This window comes from Streptomyces sp. NPDC001027, assembly GCF_040299045.1.
Classification (GTDB): domain Bacteria; phylum Actinomycetota; class Actinomycetes; order Streptomycetales; family Streptomycetaceae; genus Streptomyces.
Genome location: NZ_JBEPBI010000027.1, coordinates 43,069 through 60,842, shown reverse-complemented (window position 1 = coordinate 60,842; position 17,774 = coordinate 43,069). Strand labels below are relative to the sequence as shown.

The window sequence follows — 17,774 nt, the reverse complement described above, 5'->3', positions numbered from 1 at the left end:
CTTCTCGATGGAGCGGACGACGAGGCTCGAACTCGCGACCTCAACCTTGGCAAGGTTGCGCTCTACCAACTGAGCTACGTCCGCAGTGCGCCGGTGTGAAGGTGCCGTGGCGCGAGGCCAACTATACCCAACCCCGCTCCCGCGCGAGCCGCACCGCGGCGTGCCGGTTCTCCGCCCCGAGCTTGGAGACGGCCGACGACAGGTAGTTCCGCACGGTGCCCTGCGACAGCGCGGCCCGCTCGGCGATCTCCGCGACGGGCGCGCCGTCGGCGGCGAGTTCGAGCACCTCCGCCTCGCGCGGGGTCAGCGGCGAGTCGCCGGCGGAGATCGCGTCGGCGGCCAACTCCGGGTCGATGTAACGGTTCCCGGCGTGCACCGTGCGGATGATCTCCGCGAGCCGCTGGGCGCTCAGCGTCTTGGGGACGAACCCGCGCACACCTGCCGCAAGCGCCCGCTTGAGGTGCCCCGGCCGTCCGTGACCGGTGACGATCAGTGCCTGGCAGCCGGGCAGTTCGGCGCGCAGGGATGTGGCGACCTTCACACCGTCCGCGCCGGGCATCTGCAGATCCAGGACGGCGACGTCCGGGCGGTGGGCCCGGGCCATCGCCAGCGCCTCCGGCCCGGTGGCCGCCTCGGCGACGATCGTCAGGTCGTCCTCCAGGGAGAGCAGCGCGGCCAGGGCGCCCCGGATGAGGTGCTCGTCGTCGGCGAGCAGCACCCGCACCGTCATGAAGTGACCTCTTTCACAGCGTTCTCCCCGTCCAGCGGCACCTGGGCGACCACCCGGTACCCGCCCGTCCCGACGAACCCCGCCTGCAGCGTCCCGTCCACCCTGAGCAGCCGCTCCCGCAGCCCGGCGAGCCCCGACCCGCCCCGGCCGCCGGACCCGCCGCCGGACCCGGACCCGCCGCCGGACCCGGGGCCGCTGTGCACGGCGTCACCAGGGTCGGCGGCGTCCCGGCCAATGTCACCCCGGCCAGTGTCACCCCCGACGGCGTCGCCCCGGCCGGTGTCGCCCTGGACGGCGTCACCCCGCTGCGTCCCCGGCGCGGGATCCGGCCGGGCGCCGTCGTTCTCCACGGTGAGCACCACGCACCCCTCCGTCCTGCGCAGGGCCACCGAACACCGCTCCGCGGCCCCGTGCCGCAGCACGTTCGTGGTGCTCTCCCGCACCACCCAGCCGAGCGCCGACTGCACCGCGGCGGGCAGCGCCCCGGCGTCCCCGCTCACCTCGCACGCGATCCCGGCCGCCCTCAACACGCCCTGTGCTCCCGCGAGTTCGGCCCCAAGGTCGGCCTCCCGGTAGCCCCGGACGACGTCACGCACCTCACGCTGCGACTCCTGCGCGATGCGCTGCACCTCGATCATCTGATCCACGGCGTCCGCCCGCCCGCGCCGGGCCAGCTGCACCGCCAGCTCGCTCTTCAGGGCGATCACCGCCAGGTTGCGGCCCATGACGTCGTGCAGGTCCCGCCCGAACCGCAGCCGCTCCTCGGCGACGGCGAGCCGGGCCTCGACCTCGCGGGCCCGCTCCGCCTCCCAGAGCACGGACAGGGTCCAGGCGCCGCAGCGACCGGCCAGCAGCGAGAAGAGCGTTCCGAACGCGGTGAGCACCCCGACCGCGAGGATCCCGGCAGGGTCTGGCTCGGTCCAGGCGAACGCGGCCATCAGCACCACGGCGAGCACGAGAGACCGCCGCAGGAACACCGGGACGGGGACGACCAGCCCGTACAGCAGGCCGAGGGGCAGCAGCACGGCGCCGATGAACAGCCTGACCGCCACCGCGTCGGCGCCGCCCCGCACGGCGAGGGCGAGGATCAGCGCCAGCTCCAGGGCCAGCAGGACGACGGAGGGGCGCAGCTCGCGGGGCGGGAGCACGGCTCGGCCCAGGTAGTGGTCGAGCGCCGGCCGGGTGCGCCGGTTCGCCTCCGCGCAGCTCAGCGCGCCCCCGAGGAGCAGCAGTCCGCCGAGGACCAGCGGCAGGGGCCGCCGGTCGACGGAGCCCACCAGCGGCAACGCCAGCCAGGCCAGGGAGAAGAACCAGGTCGTGACGTACCAGGTGACCACGCTCTGCAGCTCGACCCGCTCCGCCTTGCTGCGCTCGCGCCAGTGGCGTCCGTGCCACCCCCGTATCCAGCCGAACACCGTTCCACCGTTCCTCAGCGCCTCGGCTCCCACCGGAACCACCGCCGTACAGCAAACACCGCGAGCAGGGTCCAGACCAGGGCCGTCGCCAGTGCCCCGAGGGCTTCGGGGGCGGACAGGCTCCCGGTCCAGCCGCCCCGGATCAGGGTGATCACCGGAGACAGGGGCAGCAGCTCGCAGAAGGTCGCGAGCCGGTCGGGGAGCAGTTCCAGCGGGACGGCCATCCCGGAGCCGGCCATGGATACCAGCACCAACGGCGCCGTGGTCACCTGCGCGCTCTCCACGGTCCGGGTCAGGGCCGCCGTGAGCGCCGCGAACGCCGCGCACATCACGAGCCCCGACAGCAGCCCCAGCACGGCGAGCTGGGGCGCCTTCGGAGCCGGCACGTCCAGCAGGACGGTGGCGCCGGCCACCAGCACCAGGGACTGCGCCAGCCCCGTGACGAGGATCGGCAGCGCCGATCCGCAGAGGATCTCGGCGTCCCGCAGTTCGCCGGTGCGCAACCGCTTGAGCACCAACTCCTCGCGCCGGGCGGTGTAGACGGACGACAGCGCCTGGTACACCCCGAACAGCAGCGAGAAGCCGATGGCGGCGGGCAGCAGGACCAGACCGGCGGTGAGCCCGACGCCCGCCACGTCCATGCCGTCGACCGCCTGGGCGAGGCTGACCGGCAGCACGAGCGGCACGAACAGGGCGAGGGCGAGGGTGCTCCTGCTGCGCCCGAGAAGCGTCAGCTCGGCCCGGCCGAGGGCGGCGATGCGACCTGGGCGTGTCGTGACGGCACGCGCGGCAGTCCGACCGCCGGCGCCCTCCACCCCCGCCCCGCCGGCCGAGCCCGTCCCACCAGGCCCGCCCGTCCCGCCCGTCCGACCCGTGTCGACCGCCCCACCGGCTCCGCTCATTCCGCCCGCCCCGAATACTCCGCCCGTGCCACCTGCTCCGCCCGTCCCGTCTACTCCGCCCGTGCCACCTGCTCCGCCTGATCCGCCCGTTCCGTGCGCGCTGCTCATGCCGTTCATTCCGCCCGCCCCGCTCCCATGACTCGTCCCGCCGATCCCGCGCGTCCCGCTCATGCCGTTCGCCCCCCTCGTGCCGCGGCCTCCGCAGCCTCCGCGCCGCGACCGCCCCGGTCACCCCGGCCGCCCCGCCGGCTTCGATCACCCCGGTCGCCCTCGGCGTCGTCCGACGCCTGCCGGGCGATGCCGAGGAAGGCCTCCTCCAGCGAGGCCGACCGCACGTCCAGCCCGTGCAGTCGCACTCCGGCCCGGTCGGCCCACACCAGCAGTCCGGTCGCCGCCCGCTGCAACTCCCGTGTGTGCAGCCGTACGACGCGACCGTCGACGTCGTGGCCGCACACCCCGAGTTCCCCCAGCGGCGGCAGGTCGCCCACGAAGTACCCCTCGGGCAGCTCGAAGACGATCCGGGAGGGCTGGGCGCCGGTCACCTCCGCGGGCGTTCCGGAGACGGCGATGCGGCCCCGGTGCAGGATGGCCAGCCGGTCGGCGAGGTGCTCCGCCTCCTCCAGGTAGTGCGTGGTGAGCAGGACGGTCGCGCCGGAGTCGCGCAGGGCGCGCACCAGGTCCCAGGTGTCGCGGCGGCCCTCGGCGTCCAGGCCGGTCGTCGGCTCGTCGAGGAAGAGGACCTCGGGGTCGCCGAGCACCGCGAGCGCCAGGTCGAGGCGCCGCCGCTCGCCCCCGGACAACTGCTTGACCCGGACGTCCGCCCGTTCGGCGAGTCCGACGAGCGCCAGCGCCTCCACGGGCGGACGGGCGCCGCTCACGCAGCCGGCCCACATCCGCGCGGTCTCTGCGACGGTCAGTTCGGAGGGGAAGCCGCCCTCCTGGAGCATCACCCCGGTGCGCGGCCGTACGGCGGCCCGTTCGGTGTAGGGGTCGTGCCCGAGGACCCTGACCCGGCCGCCGTCCGCAGGCGCGAGCCCCTCCAGCAGTTCGACGGTCGACGTCTTCCCGGCCCCGTTGGTGCCCAGCAGCGCGAAGACCTCACCGCGGCGCACGTGGAAGGAGATTCCACGGACCGCTTCGAACTCGCCCGCGTACACCCGCCGGAGGCCGGTGACCTCGATCACGTGCTCATGTGCGTCCATGTCTCGAGCCTCCCGGCGGAGGGGAGGGCCCGGCAGTGCGAGGTGTCACCGGTGCGTATGACAAATGTCAGACGACGGACGACTCCCCCGCCGCCCACGGCAGTCCGGGCGGCCGGAGCCTGCCGCGCCCACGGCACTCCGGGCGGCCGGAACCCGGAACCCGCGGACAGACGGAGGACAGACGGAGGGCGGACGGTGAGCGGCCATGCGCCCGGGCACGCGACGCCCGGGCACACGAAAAGACCCCGATCCAGTGGACCGGGGTCTTTTTCGATGGAGCGGACGACGAGGCTCGAACTCGCGACCTCAACCTTGGCAAGGTTGCGCTCTACCAACTGAGCTACGTCCGCATTGCCTCCGACCGGCTTTCACCGATCGGCGCGAGCACCAGCCTACCTGATCCACAAGAGTGGTCGGATCGGCGATGCAGAGCGGGTGACAGGAATTGCACACTGCGCCTTCCCCCTGGAAGGGGGATGTTCTACTACTGAACTACACCCGCGTGTACTCCGTGAGCTGGGCCTTTCGGCCTTGCCCGGCGGCGTGCTCCAGACTCTAGCTGACCGGGAGGGGTGCAGCGCAAGTCGGTTCCCGCCGAGGGCGGCTGACCGGCCGTCGGCCCAGCACTCGGGCGGAGCTCACTGAGCGTCGGCGAACGCCTCGTAGACCTTCTTGGGGATGCGGCCGCGGGCCGGCACGTCCATCTTGTTGGCCTGGGCCCAGGCGCGGACGGCGGCGGGGTCGGGGGCGACCTCCGTCTGCTTGTACGCCTTGCCGGACCTCGACCGCTTGCGGCCGGCGTCCACGTAGGGCGCGAGCGCCTTACGCAGTTTCTCGGCATTGCCTTCATTCAGGTCGATCTCGTACGACTTGCCGTCCAGTCCGAAGGCGATCGTTTCCGCCGCTTCCGAGCCGTCGATGTCGTCAAAGAGAGTGACCACGACCTTCTGCGCCACGAATATCGGTCCCTTCGTGCGACAGCTCTGCGATGACGTGCCAGGACGCCACGGAGATGTCGACTGTTCGCCTGTTATGGGGCAAAGTATCGGCTATTGACAATTCATTTGTACAGTGCCCGGCATTGCAATGTGAAGCCCGACTAAATCTGTCCGCGTGTCCCGGGGCAATAGGGAACGCGGACGCACCCCGGATCTTTCCCTGAAATTTCCGCGAAGGCACTGGTCCGATACCTGATCGTGATGGCGCTCACGTAGTTTCCTACAACTCTACCCGCGTAGAAATTTTGTACGGGTAGTCTGAAGACACCTGTTGGAGACACCTTCAGGAGCCTGCTCAGCACCACACCACCGGGAGTGCCAGTGGCACGCGTCGTAGTCGACGTCATGCTCAAGCCGGAGATCCTCGACCCCCAGGGCCAGGCGGTGCAGCGCGCACTGCCGCGGCTGGGTTTCGAAGGCATCTCCGACGTACGTCAGGGAAAGCGATTCGAACTGGAAGTTGACGGACCGGTCGACGAGGCCGCCCTCGCCCGCATCCACGATCTTGCGGAATCCTTCCTCGCCAACACCGTGATCGAGGACTTCACCGTCCGGGTCGAGTCGGAAGAAGCCGTCGCGGGGGCCGCGAAGTGACCGCTCGTATTGGCGTCGTCACTTTTCCCGGCAGCCTCGACGACCGGGACACCCAGCGCGCGATCCGCCTCGCGGGCGCGGAGCCCGTCGCCCTGTGGCACAAGGACAAGAACCTCCACCAGGTCGACGCCGTGGTGCTGTGCGGAGGTTTCTCGTACGGCGACTATCTGCGGGCGGGCGCGATCGCCCGTTTCTCCCCGGTGATGGAGCCCCTCATCGAGCAGGCGAAGGCCGGTCTGCCGGTCCTCGGCATCTGCAACGGCTTCCAGATCCTCACCGAGGCCCACCTGCTGCCCGGCGCGATGCTCGGCAACGACCACCTCCACTTCATCTGCCGCGACCAGAAGCTGCGGGTGGAGAACGCGGACACGTCCTGGACGACCGACTACTCGGCCGGCCAGGAGATCCACATCCCGCTGAAGAACATGGACGGCCGGTACGTCGCCGACGAGCGCACGCTCGACGAGCTGGAGGCGGAGGGCCGGGTCGCCTTCCGCTACCTGGACGTCAACCCCAACGGCAGCCTCCGTGACATCGCCGGCATCACCAACGAGGCCGGCAACGTCGTGGGCCTCATGCCGCACCCGGAGCACGCCGTGGAGCCGCTCATCGGCTCGGGGCGCACCGACGGCCTCCCGTTCTTCACCTCGATCCTCAAGAAGCTGGTCAACGCATGAGCCGGACGCCTCTGGACACGGTCGAGCACGCGACCGAGACCCCCGACGTCGAGCTGCCCTGGGCCGAACTCGGCCTCAAGAAGGACGAGTACGAGCGGGTCGTGGAGATCCTCGGCCGCCGCCCGACCGGCGCCGAGCTCGCCATGTACTCCGTCATGTGGTCCGAGCACTGCTCGTACAAGTCCTCCAAGGTGCACCTGCGCCAGTTCGGCGAGAAGGCCCCCCAGTCGGACGCCCTTCTCGTCGGCATCGGCGAGAACGCGGGCGTCGTCGACGTCGGCCAGGGCTACGCCGTCACCTTCAAGGTCGAGTCGCACAACCACCCCTCCTACGTCGAGCCCTACCAGGGCGCGGCCACGGGCGTCGGCGGCATCGTGCGCGACATCATCGCGATGGGCGCGCGGCCGGTCGCGGTCGTGGACCCGCTGCGCTTCGGCGCGGCCGACCACCCCGACACCAAGCGCGTCCTGCCGGGCGTCGTCGCCGGCATCGGCGGCTACGGCAACTGCCTGGGCCTGCCGAACATCGGCGGCGAGGTCGTCTTCGACGCCTGCTACCAGGGCAACCCGCTGGTCAACGCCGGAGCCATCGGCGTCATGCGGCACGAGGACATCCACCTCGCGAAGGCGTCCGGCGCGGGCAACAAGGTCATCCTCTACGGGGCCCGGACCGGCGGCGACGGCATCGGCGGCGCGTCGATCCTCGCCTCCGAGACCTTCGACGACGCCAAGCCGTCGAAGCGGCCGGCCGTGCAGGTCGGCGACCCCTTCCAGGAGAAGCTCCTCATCGAGTGCACCCTGGAGGCCTTCAAGGAGAAGCTGGTCGTCGGCATCCAGGACCTCGGCGCGGCCGGGCTGTCCTGCGCCACGTCCGAGCTCGCCTCCAACGGCTCCGGCGGCATGCGCGTGACGCTGGACGACGTTCCGCTGCGCGACTCCACGCTCTCGCCCGAGGAGATCCTCATGAGCGAGTCGCAGGAACGCATGTGCGCGGTCGTGGAGCCGGCGAAGGTCGACCGGTTCCTGGAGATCTGCGACAAGTGGGACGTCATCGCGACCGTCATCGGCGAGGTCACCGACGGCGACCGCCTCGAGATCTTCTGGCACGGCGGCAAGATCGTCGACGTCGACCCGCGCACGGTCGCCCACGACGGCCCGGTCTACGAGCGCCCCTACGCCCGCCCGGACTGGCAGGACGCCCTCCAGGCGGACGACGCGAACCGGCTGCCGAGGCCGACCACGGGCGAGGAGCTGAAGGACCAGGTCCTGAAGCTGGTGTCCTCCCCGAACCAGGCCTCCAAGAAGTGGATCACCTCGCAGTACGACCACTTCGTGCAGGGCAACACCGTCCTCGCCCAGCCCGAGGACTCCGGCATGATCCGCATCGACGAGGAGACCGGCCTCGGCGTCGCCATCGCGACCGACGGCAACGGCCGCTACGCCAAGCTCGACCCGTACGCGGGCGCGCAGCTGGCCCTCTCCGAGGCGTACCGCAACGTGGCGACGACCGGCGCCAAGCCGCTCGCCGTCTCCGACTGCCTGAACTTCGGCTCGCCCGAGGACCCGGCGGTGATGTGGCAGTTCGCGGAGGCCATCCGCGGCCTCGCCGACGCCTGCCAGCAGCTGGGCACCCCGGTGACCGGCGGCAACGTCTCGCTCTACAACCAGACCGGCGAGGCGGCCATCCACCCGACCCCGGTGGTCGCGGTGCTGGGCGTCATCGACGACGTGGCGCGGCGCACGCCGGTCGCCTTCCAGGAGGAGGGCCAGCTGCTCTACCTCCTCGGCGACACGCGTGAGGAGTTCGGCGGCTCGGCCTGGTCCCAGGTCGTCCACGACCACCTCGGCGGCCTGCCCCCGAAGGTCGACCTGGAGCGGGAGCGGCTGCTCGCCGAGATCCTGATCTCCGCCTCCCGCGACGGCATGATCGACTCCGCGCACGACCTGTCGGACGGCGGTCTGATCCAGGCGGTCGTCGAGTCGGCGCTGCTCGGCGGCAAGGGCGCGCGGCTGGTCGTCCCGGACGGGCTCGACGCCTTCACCCTCCTGTTCTCCGAGTCGGCGGGACGTGCCGTGGTGGCGGTCCCGCGGTCCGAGGAACTCCGCTTCAACGACATGTGCGGGGCGCGCGGCCTGCCCGTCACGCGCATCGGCGTCGTGGACGGCGACACGGTCGAGCTGCAGGGCGAGTTCGCGCTGTCGCTGGAGGAGCTGCGCAAGGCCCACGAGGACACCATCCCGGCGCTGCTCGCGTAGACGGTCGCATGACGGTGAAGGCCCCACCCGGATTCATGTCGCCGGGCGGGGCCTTCTCTGCTTGTCGGGCATTCAGCGGACGTAGTTCTTGAGGATCTCCGTGTCGAGCTCGATGTTCATCGGACCGGGGAGGCACACCTTCTCGCCGAACTTCGCGGTCTCGACGGTGCGGTAGCCGCCGACCTGGCGGTCCGGGTTGCTGTGCACCGTGACCGTGCAGGAGTCCCGGTCGATGAGGAGGTACAGGGGAATCCCGGCCTGCCCGTACGCGGTCGGCTTCTCGTGCCTGTCCCGTCGGTCGGTGTCCGAGTCGTACGAGGTGACTTCGACGACCATGAACGCGCCGTCCGGGTCGGCCCACTCACCGTGCCCCGCGAAGTGGGCCTCGGGCGCGAGTACCGCGTCCGGTTTCGCCCTGCCTTCCCGATACGCATCGACCCGGAGCCCTTGGCTCTGGTAGAGGTCCAGGTCCGGCCTGTGCTGCATACAGTGCCGGGCGAGCCAGGACACGATGGTGCTGTGATCCCCGTCCGTCACCTTCTTGACTCCGATCCGTCCGTTGATGAATTCCAACGTGACGGTCTCGGGAGCGGCGGAGGCGATCGTTTCGAACTCCTCCACCGACATCTGAGACGTGCGCTCGGCCATAACCGTCATGCTGCACCCCCTTCCAGGCGAAGGCCAGTGTTGTCCGGGCCCAGCGGTGCGGGGCGGCTTTCGCCGTCCATCACGCTCACGGGTGACTGACCCGGGCCTTCTGGTCCGTGGGCGTCCGTCCGATGCAGGCCTTGCGTCACAAGGCATAGGCTCGCCGTCATGTCCCCCGCCAAGAAGCGCGCCCGCGCCTACGACCCCGCCAGGACCCGTGCCGCGGTGACGGCCCAGTTCGGGAACGTGCGGCGGGCCGTGGCCGGTCTCACGGCCGAGCAGCTCGTGCTGCCCACGCGGCTGCCTGGATGGACCGTGCGGGAGCTGGCCGCGCACATGACCATGGCGGTGGAGACCGTCAGCCGCAACATCGACCGGGACGAACCGGCGAAGGCCGATCTCACGCTCCTGCAGTGGCCGTTCGCCACGGCCGTCCGCGCCGCCGACATCGGCGAGCGCACCCGGGAGATCGCCGCGGCCGACCCCGACCTGGACGTCCTCTACGCCCGCACCGAGGAGCGTTTCGCCGCCGCCCTCGCCGCCGTCCCCGGCGACCGGTTGCTCGCCACGCGCACGGGCGCCATGAGCCTGGCCGACTACCTCGTCACCCGCACCGTCGAGCTGGTCGTGCACACCGACGACCTGAACGCGGCCGTCCCCGGTCTGGACGTCCCGTACGACCGCCAGGCGCTGGCCGCGGCCACCCGGCTCCTCGCCGACGCCCTCGCCGCCAGGGCGCCCGGCGGTGCGACCGAGGTGCGGATCCCGCCGTACGCCGTCGTGCAGTGCGTCGAGGGCCCCCGGCACACCCGGGGGACTCCGCCCAACGTCGTCGAGACCGACCCGCTGACCTGGATCCGGCTGGCCACCGGCCGGGTCACCTGGCAGGACGCCGTGGAGCAGGCGAAGGTCGGCGCGAGCGGCGAGCGGGCGGACCTCGCGGCGCTGCTCCCCCTGATGGCCTGAGCGCACGACGGAACCGACCGGTCCGTCGGCTCGTCGAACCGACATGTCCAGGCAGAGCCACGCCCCCACGGACCCGCACCCTCACCTGCACGGGGACACGCACCCGCACGGGGACACGCGTCGGCACCCGTACCGGCGCCGCACGGCGTTGACCGCCGCCGTTCTGCTCCTCCCCCTCGCCGCGGCCTGCGGTGGCGGGAAGGCGGGCGGCGAGCGGCCCGGCAGCGCAGAGGTGCGCGTGGAGCAGCCCGTCACCGGCGTCCGGTGGAACGTCGAGAGCGTGACCGTGGGCGGAGCCGTCCAGGAGGCCCCTGCAGGCGCGTACGTCGAGGTCGAGGACGGCAGGGCGACGGGCGACTACGGCTGCAACCACTTCACCGCGAAGGCCGCCGTCCAGGGCGACCGCGTCCGGTTCAGCGACGCGCGGTCGACCAGGATGGCCTGCGGGAAGCAGCCCATGGCGTTCGAGCGCACGCTGGCCGCCACGCTCGCCGACGGGACCCTCACCGCCGAGGTCGACGGCGCCACGCTGACCCTCGGCACGGCCGACGGCGACCAGGTCCGACTGACCAGGACGACCGCGTCCGACTGACCAGGAAGTGAGACCCGGTCGGCGTCCAGCGCCCCTGAGCGCCCCTATCGGTGTGCGACAGCTCACTCATGCCCGTACAGCGGCCACCCGCCCGGTCGCCCCAGGGGCCCGCCGGATCCCGGAGTGGATCATCGAACCCGGTTCCTGACCTGCGCATACGCGGGGATCATGGACGCCCAGGCCGACCGGTGATCCAGTTACCGACGGGTATCCCCAATTCGGACCAGTGGTCGATCTCGCCTACACTCGGTGGCGTGCCACGTGGTGACGGTCGACTCAGTCATGATCTGCTCCCCGGTGAGAAGGGCCCCCAGGACGCATGCGGCGTCTTCGGTGTCTGGGCTCCCGGTGAAGAGGTCGCCAAGCTCACTTACTTCGGGCTCTACGCCCTACAGCATCGAGGTCAGGAATCCGCGGGGATCGCGGTCAGCAACGGCTCGCAGATCCTCGTCTTCAAGGACATGGGCCTGGTGTCCCAGGTCTTCGACGAGACCTCACTCGGTTCGCTCCAGGGTCATATCGCGGTCGGTCACGCCCGCTACTCGACCACCGGCGCCTCCGTGTGGGAGAACGCCCAGCCGACGTTCCGCGCCACCGCGCACGGTTCGATCGCGCTCGGTCACAACGGGAACCTCGTCAACACCGCCCAGCTCGCCGAGATGGTCGCCGACCTGCCCAAGCAGGAGGGCCGCACCCCTCGCGTCGCGGCGACCAACGACACCGACCTGCTCACCGCGCTCCTCGCGGCCCAGGTCGACGAGGAGGGCAAGCCGCTGACCATCGAGGAGGCCGCCCACCAGGTCCTCCCCCAGGTCAAGGGCGCCTTCTCGCTCGTGTTCATGGACGAGCACACGCTCTACGCGGGCCGCGACCCCCAGGGCATCCGCCCGCTGGTCCTCGGCCGGCTCGAGCGCGGCTGGGTGGTCGCCTCGGAGTCCGCCGCGCTCGACATCTGCGGTGCGAGCTACGTCCGCGAGATCGAGCCGGGCGAGTTCGTCGCCATCGACGAGAACGGCCTGCGGACCTCCCGGTTCGCGGAAGCGAAGCCCAAGGGCTGCGTCTTCGAGTACGTGTACCTGGCCCGCCCCGACACCGACATCGCCGGGCGGAACGTGTACCTCTCCCGGGTGGAGATGGGCCGCAAGCTCGCCAAGGAAGCGCCGGTCGAGGCCGATCTCGTCATAGCGACACCGGAGTCCGGCACTCCCGCCGCCATCGGTTACGCGGAGGCGTCGGGCATCCCGTTCGGCGCGGGCCTCGTGAAGAACGCCTACGTCGGCCGGACGTTCATCCAGCCCTCGCAGACGATCCGCCAGCTGGGCATCCGGCTGAAGCTGAACCCCCTCAAGGAAGTCATCAAGGGCAAGCGCCTGGTCGTCGTCGACGACTCGATCGTGCGCGGCAACACCCAGCGGGCCCTGGTCCGCATGCTCCGCGAGGCGGGCGCGGCCGAGGTGCACATCCGCATCTCCTCGCCGCCCGTGAAGTGGCCCTGCTTCTTCGGCATCGACTTCGCCACGCGCGCGGAGCTGATCGCCAACGGCATGACCATCGACGAGATCGGCACCTCCCTGGGCGCCGACTCGCTCTCGTACATCTCCATCGAAGGCATGATCGAGGCGACCACCATCGCCAAGCCGAACCTCTGCCGCGCCTGCTTCGACGGCGAATACCCGATGGAGCTCCCCGATCCCGAGCTGCTCGGCAAGCAGCTCCTGGAGACGGAGCTGGCCGCCGGTCCGGCCGCCACGGCCGCGGCCGACGCGATCCGCCGTCCGTAGACGCTCCGACACATCCGTCACACCTGCCGTACGACACGAAAGTTCTCACCGTCATGTCTGAGACAACTGGTGCCAGCTACGCAGCTGCGGGCGTCGACATCGAAGCGGGCGACCGCGCCGTGGAGCTCATGAAGGAGTGGGTGAAGAAGACGCAGCGCCCCGAGGTCCTCGGCGGCCTCGGCGGCTTCGCCGGCCTCTTCGACGCCTCCGCCCTCAAGCGCTACGAGCGTCCCCTGCTCGCCTCCGCGACCGACGGCGTCGGCACGAAGGTCGACATCGCCCGCCGACTGGGCGTGTACGACACCATCGGCCACGACCTGGTCGCCATGGTCATGGACGACATCGTGGTGTGCGGCGCCGAGCCGCTGTTCATGACCGACTACATCTGCGTCGGCAAGGTCCACCCCGAGCGGGTCGCGGCCATCGTCAAGGGCATCGCCGAGGGCTGTGTGCTCGCCGGCTGCGCCCTGGTCGGCGGTGAGACGGCCGAGCACCCGGGCCTGCTCGGCGAGGACGACTTCGACGTCGCCGGCGCCGGCACGGGCGTCGTGGAGGCCGACCGGCTGCTCGGCCCGGATCGCATCCGCACGGGTGACGCGGTGATCGCCATGGCGGCCTCCGGCCTTCACTCGAACGGGTACTCGCTGGTCCGGCACGTCCTGCTGAACCAGGCGGGCCTGTCCCTGGACGCACGGGTCGACGAGCTCGGCCGCACGCTCGGCGAGGAGCTCCTGGAGCCCACCAAGATCTACTCGCTGGACTGCCTGGCCCTCACCCGCACCACGGACGTGCACGCCTTCTCGCACATCACCGGAGGCGGTCTGGCGGCCAACCTGGCCCGTGTGATCCCCGACGGGCTGCACGCCGTCGTGGACCGCACCACGTGGACCCCGGCCCCGATCTTCGACCTGGTCGGCAGGACCGGTTCGGTCGAGCGCCTGGAGCTGGAGAAGACGCTCAACATGGGCGTCGGCATGATGGCGATCGTGCCCGAGGAGTCGGCGGACGTCGCGCTCGCGACGCTGGCCGACCGCGGCGTCGAGGCCTGGGTCGCCGGCGAGATCACCGAGCGCGGCGAACACCCGACCGGCGCGGAGCTGGTCGGGGACTACGCCGTGTAGAACCGCCGCAGAGCGGGCGACCGCACAGGCAGCACAAGACCCGGTCGGTGACCGAAGTCACCGACCGGGTGAGTGCTCAGTACAAGGTCAAGCGCCGCGACGGTGTTGCGAGGAGTCCTCGCCGTCATCCTCGTCGTCGTCCCCGTACAGCTCGGCGTACCGGGCGTACGGGTCGTCGTCTTGCTCATCGTCATCATCCTCGAACGGTTGACCGTTCGGCGGAATGTTCGATGGCGATGCGCCCAGCTCTTCGGCCAGACGCGAGAGATCTGTCCCGCCGCTGTTGTACTTCAGCTGGCGGGCGACCTTCGCTTGCTTGGCCTTGGCCCGGCCGCGCCCCATGGCTCGACCCCCTCAACGACGGGGCTCGACGGCCCCAGGTTGACACGCGTTCATGATCCAGGACGGCCTCTCCATGGAGAGCCCGTCGTAGGGCTCCCACGGTACCTGAGCCCACGCCCGTACGGTACGTCGCCCGTACCACGCGCGTGTGCGCAGCACCCGTCGAGCGCCCCGTCCTCGCTGGTCAGTGGCGATTTTAACCACTTATCGGCGGGCGACCCGCCGGGAGGAGTGAGAGTTCTCTCTAACTTTCCACCGGCCGGTACCGCCGAAACCCTCGGACGGGACGCCCTGGGGCCCCGCCGGAAGATCACCAGCCGCGCGCCCGAGCCGCCTCGTGCATCCGCTGCTCGGCGATCCGGTCGGCCGCGGCGGCCGGCGGAATTCCGTCTTCCTTCGCACGTGCGAAGATCCCGAGCGTGGTGTCGAAGATCTTCGCCGCCTTCGCCCTGCACCGGTCGAAGTCGAAGCCGTGCAGCTCGTCGGCGACCTGGATGACCCCGCCGGCGTTCACCACGTAGTCCGGCGCGTAGAGGATCCCGCGGTCGGCGAGGTCCTTCTCCACGCCCGGGTGGGCGAGCTGGTTGTTGGCCGCCCCGCAGACGATCCTCGCCGTCAGCACCGGCACCGAGTCGTCGTCGAGCGCCCCGCCGAGCGCGCAGGGGGCGTAGACGTCGAGACCCTCGACGCGGATCAGCGCGTCGGTGTCGGCGACGGCCGTCACGCCTTCCGGGTGCCGCTCGAGGATCCTGCGCACCGCGTCCTCACGGACGTCCGTGATCACGACCCGGGCGCCCTCCTCGCGCAGATGCTGCACGAGGTGGTGGCCGACCTTGCCGACGCCCGCGATGCCGACGGTGCGGTCGCGCAGCGACGGATCGCCCCACAGGTGCTGTGCGGAGGCCCGCATGCCCTGGTAGACGCCGAAGGCCGTCAGCACGGAGGAGTCTCCCGCGCCGCCGTTCTCCGGTGAGCGCCCGGTCGTCCAGCGGCACTCGCGCGCCACGACGTCCATGTCGGCGACATAGGTCCCGACGTCGCAGGCCGTCACATAGCGACCGCCGAGGGAGGCCACGAAGCGGCCGTACGCGAGCAGCAGAGCCTCGGACTTGATCGTGTCGGGATCACCGATGATCACGGCCTTGCCGCCGCCGTGGTCCAGCCCGGCCATGGCGTTCTTGTACGACATCCCGCGCGCGAGGTTCAGCGCGTCGGCGACGGCCTCCGCCTCGGTCGCGTAGGGATAGAAGCGGGTGCCGCCGAGGGCGGGGCCCAGAGCGGTGGAGTGCAGGGCGATGACGGCCTTGAGGCCGCTCGCACGGTCCTGGCAGAGCACGACTTGCTCATGACCACCCTGGTCCGAGTGGAACAGGGTGCGCAGTACATCAGCAGGTGCGCCGGATACGTCGGTCACGGTGGTGACTCCCGGGTAACTAGCGGCGGTCGGGACACGGGCGCCGTAAGGGTGGCGGGGCCCGTGCTCTGAGCGTAGAGCCTGCACGGCCCGCCGATCTCGCGGTGCGGGGGATCACCTTCTCCCGGAGTGGCGCCGTGCGACGATTCGCAGGGGTTTCCCCGTCGGCCGAAAGGGGAGGGAGCAGGCGTGCCCAAGGTGTCCTCGGTGATCGTTCCCTACGCGGTCTATCTGCGCGTGTACGAGCCGCTGGCCGCTTTCCCCGAGCCGGAGCGCACCCACTGGGCCCGCTACGCCCGCCGCCCCGATCTGCCCTCCTACCAGGACGAACTGCGCCGCTCGCTGGCCGGGCTGCTGCCCACCCCGCCGGTCGCGGCGCCGGTGCACGAGAGCGGCGACGCGTTCGTGACCGAGGTGGACGGCGTGCTCTGCGTCTGCCCCTGGCGCACCCGGCTGCGCGGCTGGCTGGCGCTGGCGGACGTCGGCGAGGAGCTGCCCCGGCCGGTTCTGGAGGCGGCGCTCCCCGAGGTGGTGCGCCGGCAGGCGGCCCAGGACCACGAACGCTGGCTGGAGAGCAACCCCGACGCCCGCCCGTGGATCCGCACGGCGGTCTGGCAGGTGCCGCTCCACTGGTTCGTGCTGGTCTCTGACGAGGAGCGCGCGTACGAGAAGGGGACCGGGGAGGCCGCCCCGAGCCTGCGCTACCGCACGCCGATGGTGCAGGCGCGCCGCCGGGTGGCCCGCTCGCTGCGCACGCTGAAGGACTCCACGGACGAGGGGCCGCTCGTCGAGGGCCTGCTGGACGTGGGCCGCTGGCTGGAGGAGTTCCATCCGCGTTCGCTGGTGGAACTGGATTACGGCGGCCTGGTGCACGTGCTGCCGGCCGGCGATCTCGAGGACGATCACTCGGCGAGGGACGTGGCCGAGGGCATCGAGGCGCTGCGGACCGGGGACGGCGCGGCGGCCGGCGAGGCGTACGCGCGGCTCGTGGAGCGGTGGCGGTCGGTGCGGGACCGGCGGTCGGCGAACTGATCGCGCAGCCCCCTGGCGGAGCTGTGAACTGACGGTGTGACAGATATGACAGCGCTTTCATTCGTGACCTGCGTCACGGCCGGGAAGCGGTCGAACAGCGTACGGTCGGCGCACTTCACGGAACTGACGGGGCGTAGGTCCCGATCCGGGCTTTTGTCGCAAGGGTGACGGACCGCACGTACACGGCCCTTGCGCCGGTTGCCCCTCCTCGTGCCAAAATAGGACAAGGAGTCCGGGGAGGGCTCCGTCCGCCTACTTATGCTCCATCGTGGGGGGAAATCTCAGCATTGCACGCTTTGCGGGGTCTGGCGGCTCGCGATCGCTCTGTGACTGATCGTCACAGCAGCGTGACTGTCCGCTATGGCATGGTCCATCGGCTTCCGTCGCCGATGAACACCTGGGGGGCAATTCCATCGGTTTGGCCGACGCGGCTGGACGGATGGTGTAGTTGTAGTGCCGAGGACAAGCCGTTCGTCCTATAACCGACTCGACCCGCATCCGCCATTTCGGGCAACGCGGGTCAAGGTGCAGAATTTAGAGGAAAGAACCGAGAACGATCGGTTCTCCCGAGGAGGCCGCTCATGACCGCTCGCACCCCTGATGCTGAGCCGCTGCTGACCCCGGCTGAGGTCGCCACGATGTTCCGCGTCGACCCCAAGACGGTCACGCGGTGGGCGAAGGCCGGCAAGCTCACGTCGATCCGCACGCTCGGCGGGCATCGCCGTTATCGCGAGGCTGAGGTCCGCGCACTGCTCGCGGGCATCCCGCAGCAGCGCAGCGAGGCCTGACAACCGCATATCGGGCAATCCGTCAGGTTCCCCCACCTGAGCGCACGCCCGAAACCTGGCATCAAGCGACGTGGGTCCTGCCCCAACAGGCCCCGCATCCCTAGGGAAACGTCGTCGATCGCGCCGGACTCCGCCGAGTCCGGCGCGATCTTTTTTGTGCGCTCGAGCGCGCTATGGCTCACTCCGCGAGTGGTATCAGGTGACTCTGTGCGCGACCTTGTCGGAGTCTGGGGAGGCTCTGGGAGGGTTCCGGGGGGCATCCTCCTGAGTGGTGCAATTGCACATATTAAATTGACCAGTTGTATGAGACCGGTAAG

The 17,774-nt window shown here is 70.7% G+C and carries 17 protein-coding genes and 3 tRNA genes; 9 read left to right on the top strand and 11 right to left on the bottom strand.

The genetic code is table 11. The features are described 5' to 3' along the window. Positions 1 to 8: 8 nt before the first annotated feature. The 8 genes from ABT300_RS11315 to ABT300_RS11280 all read right to left on the bottom strand — a co-directional run bounded on the left by ABT300_RS11315 (position 9) and on the right by ABT300_RS11280 (position 5,205). A tRNA-Gly gene (locus tag ABT300_RS11315) sits at positions 9 to 84 on the bottom strand. A gap of 37 nt (positions 85 to 121) precedes the next feature. Next, a complete protein-coding gene (locus ABT300_RS11310) occupies positions 122 to 730 on the bottom strand; it encodes a response regulator (RefSeq protein ID WP_351674037.1) in 609 nt (202 codons plus the stop codon). After that, positions 727 to 2,145, bottom strand: a complete 1,419-nt coding sequence (locus tag ABT300_RS11305; RefSeq protein ID WP_351674035.1) for a sensor histidine kinase — start codon at positions 2,143 to 2,145, stop codon at positions 727 to 729. The genes ABT300_RS11310 and ABT300_RS11305 overlap by 4 nt, the downstream gene beginning before the upstream one ends. A gap of 14 nt (positions 2,146 to 2,159) precedes the next feature. After that, positions 2,160 to 3,047, bottom strand: a complete 888-nt coding sequence (locus ABT300_RS11300; RefSeq protein ID WP_351674034.1) for an ABC transporter permease — start codon at positions 3,045 to 3,047, stop codon at positions 2,160 to 2,162. A 167-nt stretch (positions 3,048 to 3,214) separates the two neighbouring features. Then, the gene (locus tag ABT300_RS11295) at positions 3,215 to 4,249 is read right to left on the bottom strand and encodes an ABC transporter ATP-binding protein (RefSeq protein WP_351674032.1); all 1,035 of its coding nucleotides are present in this window, start codon (positions 4,247 to 4,249) and stop codon (positions 3,215 to 3,217) included. A gap of 274 nt (positions 4,250 to 4,523) precedes the next feature. Continuing rightward, a tRNA-Gly gene (locus tag ABT300_RS11290) sits at positions 4,524 to 4,599 on the bottom strand. Between the two features lie 80 nt (positions 4,600 to 4,679). Next, positions 4,680 to 4,751, bottom strand: a tRNA-Gly gene (locus ABT300_RS11285). Between the two features lie 136 nt (positions 4,752 to 4,887). Beyond that, the gene (locus ABT300_RS11280; protein WP_057576350.1) at positions 4,888 to 5,205 is read right to left on the bottom strand and encodes a histone-like nucleoid-structuring protein Lsr2; all 318 of its coding nucleotides are present in this window, start codon (positions 5,203 to 5,205) and stop codon (positions 4,888 to 4,890) included. 363 nt (positions 5,206 to 5,568) lie between these two features. Here ABT300_RS11280 and purS point away from each other — a divergent pair, with 363 nt between their 5' ends. The 3 genes from purS to purL are packed head-to-tail and all read left to right on the top strand — an operon-like array spanning position 5,569 to position 8,773. Then, complete coding sequence (purS, locus tag ABT300_RS11275; RefSeq protein WP_057576348.1) at positions 5,569 to 5,841, top strand: phosphoribosylformylglycinamidine synthase subunit PurS; 273 nt, start codon at positions 5,569 to 5,571, stop codon at positions 5,839 to 5,841. After that, on the top strand, positions 5,838 to 6,518 hold the full coding sequence (purQ, locus tag ABT300_RS11270) for a phosphoribosylformylglycinamidine synthase subunit PurQ (RefSeq protein WP_351674030.1): 681 nt from the start codon (positions 5,838 to 5,840) through the stop codon (positions 6,516 to 6,518). Before purS ends, purQ begins: the two co-directional genes overlap by 4 nt. Further along, positions 6,515 to 8,773 carry a phosphoribosylformylglycinamidine synthase subunit PurL gene (purL, locus tag ABT300_RS11265; protein ID WP_351674028.1) on the top strand — a complete coding sequence of 753 codons (2,259 nt, stop codon included), beginning with the start codon at positions 6,515 to 6,517 and terminating at the stop codon, positions 8,771 to 8,773. The genes purQ and purL overlap by 4 nt, the downstream gene beginning before the upstream one ends. A gap of 72 nt (positions 8,774 to 8,845) precedes the next feature. Here purL and ABT300_RS11260 read toward each other — a convergent pair whose 3' ends face one another. After that, entirely contained in the window at positions 8,846 to 9,430 is a 585-nt protein-coding gene (locus tag ABT300_RS11260; protein ID WP_351674027.1) for a Uma2 family endonuclease, read from the bottom strand. Between the two features lie 159 nt (positions 9,431 to 9,589). Here ABT300_RS11260 and ABT300_RS11255 point away from each other — a divergent pair, with 159 nt between their 5' ends. The 4 genes from ABT300_RS11255 (at position 9,590) to purM (ending at position 13,881) form a co-directional block, all read left to right on the top strand. After that, on the top strand, positions 9,590 to 10,387 hold the full coding sequence (locus ABT300_RS11255; protein ID WP_351674025.1) for a maleylpyruvate isomerase family mycothiol-dependent enzyme: 798 nt from the start codon (positions 9,590 to 9,592) through the stop codon (positions 10,385 to 10,387). 43 nt (positions 10,388 to 10,430) lie between these two features. After that, positions 10,431 to 10,979: an META domain-containing protein gene (locus tag ABT300_RS11250; protein ID WP_351674024.1), complete on the top strand. Its 549-nt coding sequence runs from the start codon at positions 10,431 to 10,433 to the stop codon at positions 10,977 to 10,979. 254 nt (positions 10,980 to 11,233) lie between these two features. Continuing rightward, positions 11,234 to 12,760, top strand: a complete 1,527-nt coding sequence (purF, locus tag ABT300_RS11245; RefSeq protein ID WP_351674022.1) for an amidophosphoribosyltransferase — start codon at positions 11,234 to 11,236, stop codon at positions 12,758 to 12,760. 53 nt (positions 12,761 to 12,813) lie between these two features. Next, complete coding sequence (gene purM, locus ABT300_RS11240) at positions 12,814 to 13,881, top strand: phosphoribosylformylglycinamidine cyclo-ligase (RefSeq protein WP_351674020.1); 1,068 nt, start codon at positions 12,814 to 12,816, stop codon at positions 13,879 to 13,881. Positions 13,882 to 13,968: 87 nt separating this feature from the next. Here the strand turns inward: purM and ABT300_RS11235 are convergent, their stop codons facing one another. Beyond that, positions 13,969 to 14,223, bottom strand: a complete 255-nt coding sequence (locus ABT300_RS11235) for a DUF3073 domain-containing protein (RefSeq protein ID WP_057576334.1) — start codon at positions 14,221 to 14,223, stop codon at positions 13,969 to 13,971. A 310-nt stretch (positions 14,224 to 14,533) separates the two neighbouring features. Continuing rightward, positions 14,534 to 15,637: a Leu/Phe/Val dehydrogenase gene (locus tag ABT300_RS11230; RefSeq protein ID WP_319281326.1), complete on the bottom strand. Its 1,104-nt coding sequence runs from the start codon at positions 15,635 to 15,637 to the stop codon at positions 14,534 to 14,536. A gap of 189 nt (positions 15,638 to 15,826) precedes the next feature. Here ABT300_RS11230 and ABT300_RS11225 point away from each other — a divergent pair, with 189 nt between their 5' ends. Both ABT300_RS11225 and bldC read left to right on the top strand, forming a co-directional pair. Next, positions 15,827 to 16,669: a DUF8083 family protein gene (locus tag ABT300_RS11225; RefSeq protein WP_351674019.1), complete on the top strand. Its 843-nt coding sequence runs from the start codon at positions 15,827 to 15,829 to the stop codon at positions 16,667 to 16,669. Between the two features lie 581 nt (positions 16,670 to 17,250). Then, the gene (bldC, locus tag ABT300_RS11220; protein WP_003949541.1) at positions 17,251 to 17,457 is read left to right on the top strand and encodes a developmental transcriptional regulator BldC; all 207 of its coding nucleotides are present in this window, start codon (positions 17,251 to 17,253) and stop codon (positions 17,455 to 17,457) included. Positions 17,458 to 17,774: the final 317 nt, after the last annotated feature.

What these genes read in the sequence shown, in the direction of transcription:
- ABT300_RS11295 (WP_351674032.1), bottom strand. Translation starts at nt 4,249, where the DNA reads ATGGACGCACATGAGCACGTGATCGAGGTCACCGGCCTCCGGCGGGTG.
- ABT300_RS11235 (WP_057576334.1), bottom strand. Translation starts at nt 14,223, where the DNA reads ATGGGGCGCGGCCGGGCCAAGGCCAAGCAAGCGAAGGTCGCCCGCCAG.
- bldC (WP_003949541.1), top strand. Translation starts at nt 17,251, where the DNA reads ATGACCGCTCGCACCCCTGATGCTGAGCCGCTGCTGACCCCGGCTGAG.
- ABT300_RS11260 (WP_351674027.1), bottom strand. Translation starts at nt 9,430, where the DNA reads ATGACGGTTATGGCCGAGCGCACGTCTCAGATGTCGGTGGAGGAGTTC.
- ABT300_RS11255 (WP_351674025.1), top strand. Translation starts at nt 9,590, where the DNA reads ATGTCCCCCGCCAAGAAGCGCGCCCGCGCCTACGACCCCGCCAGGACC.
- purM (WP_351674020.1), top strand. Translation starts at nt 12,814, where the DNA reads ATGTCTGAGACAACTGGTGCCAGCTACGCAGCTGCGGGCGTCGACATC.
- purL (WP_351674028.1), top strand. Translation starts at nt 6,515, where the DNA reads ATGAGCCGGACGCCTCTGGACACGGTCGAGCACGCGACCGAGACCCCC.
- ABT300_RS11310 (WP_351674037.1), bottom strand. Translation starts at nt 730, where the DNA reads ATGACGGTGCGGGTGCTGCTCGCCGACGACGAGCACCTCATCCGGGGC.
- ABT300_RS11300 (WP_351674034.1), bottom strand. Translation starts at nt 3,047, where the DNA reads ATGAGCGGAGCCGGTGGGGCGGTCGACACGGGTCGGACGGGCGGGACG.
- ABT300_RS11250 (WP_351674024.1), top strand. Translation starts at nt 10,431, where the DNA reads ATGTCCAGGCAGAGCCACGCCCCCACGGACCCGCACCCTCACCTGCAC.